Source organism: Janibacter sp. LM (assembly GCF_039631275.1).
Classification (GTDB): domain Bacteria; phylum Actinomycetota; class Actinomycetes; order Actinomycetales; family Dermatophilaceae; genus Janibacter; species Janibacter terrae.
In genome coordinates this window covers 1-1275 of record NZ_JBDIVG010000059.1, presented here as the reverse complement: position 1 = coordinate 1275, position 1275 = coordinate 1, and the positions used below count along the sequence as shown (strand labels likewise).

Annotated in this window: 1 protein-coding gene and 1 pseudogene; both read right to left on the bottom strand. The window is 63.3% G+C overall.

Going from position 1 to position 1275, the window contains the following annotated elements; all coding sequences use genetic code 11:
* Positions 1-718 precede the first annotated feature (718 nt).
* Entirely contained in the window at positions 719-991 is a 273-nt protein-coding gene (locus tag ABC138_RS17320; RefSeq protein WP_345914448.1) for a DUF411 domain-containing protein, read from the bottom strand.
* Positions 992-1088: 97 nt separating this feature from the next.
* Positions 1089-1275, bottom strand: a pseudogene (locus tag ABC138_RS17315) (cation transporter); the annotation flags it as partial.

Here is a 1275-nt window from a genome sequence, read left to right as displayed (position 1 = left end):
GAAGGACGGCGCTACCTCGGCCTCGACGTCCTGGCCCGCTGCCGCGTCAACATCGTCCCCGCCCTCGACCCCGAGATCGGAGGCGACAACCTGCCAGCCCTCACAGCCTGACCCCAACGAAGGAACACGCACCCGCTACACCACTACCCGGGACTTGACCGTGGACCGAGGGCCAACATCTTGCGTTCTGGGTTGGTGAACGGTGTGCACTACCTCGAGCTCGTCGAGCCGATCAAGCAACTCAAGCGCGACGGGCGCCTTCAGGAAGCACTCGAGCTCTGTCTCGCAGCCGCAGAGGCAGCTGAGGCGGCCCGTGAAGGCAGGGAACCCGCACCCTGGTACTCAGAGCAGGCAGCGATCATTCACCGAAAGCTCGGACAACGGGCAGAGGAGATCGCGGTGCTAACGAGGTGGCTTATTGCATGCCCTCCCGAACGCCGCGAAGGGAGCCGGATCCAAGCAAGGCTGGCCAAGATTGCTGCCGCGAAGTGAGAGGGCAAGGGCCTCCACAGCGAGCCACGTTCGTGGAGCATTAGTCGCTCAGACCTATCAGAAGTGTCGAGAAGCACCGAAGACTGCGTACGACACGCGACCTAGATGGCACGAATCAGGACTTCGCCATCCGGAGTAGAAAGTAGAGCCGAGCTCACAATGACGCCGTGACGGATGACTGCGAATGTTCGCGCGCCTTCCCGGGCCGGACCGGGCTCGAGATGAACTAGCCTCTGAGGGGCGAGATCGGGGTTAAGCCCGTTGGTGCGAAAGCCTTGGTCACCTTGGCAAGGACTCTCGGTTTGCCGTCGGTGAGCAGCAGCACGTCGTAGGGGTCGAACTGGTCACCCTGCTCCATGCCGGGCGTGCCTACGGGCATGGCTGGCACGCTCAAGCCACGGGCGCCCTTCGGTGGGTCGGCCAGGTACTCCAGGACGAAACGCGCTGGAACGTGGCCGACGAAGACGTCGCCGTCGGGGTTGAGCGCGGTGACGCCCAGTGAGCGCCCGGGCAGCCTTGCTCATGGGGCGAGATTGCTGGGCGATTCCCTGCCGTCGACCCGGGGATCTCACACCCCCGGAGGGTGGTAAGTCGCCCTACGTGTGTTGAACCGAGGTGCATGCTCGCTCTCGTATTGCGGTTGTCTCCAGCTGGATGGTGGCATGTTCGAAGGAAACGGGAAAGTGCTCCTTCACACACGAAATGATCTGCTCCAGAATCTGCGGTGCGTGGCCCGACTCGAAGCACTCGTCGTCGATTACGACGTGCGCGGAGATGACGGGT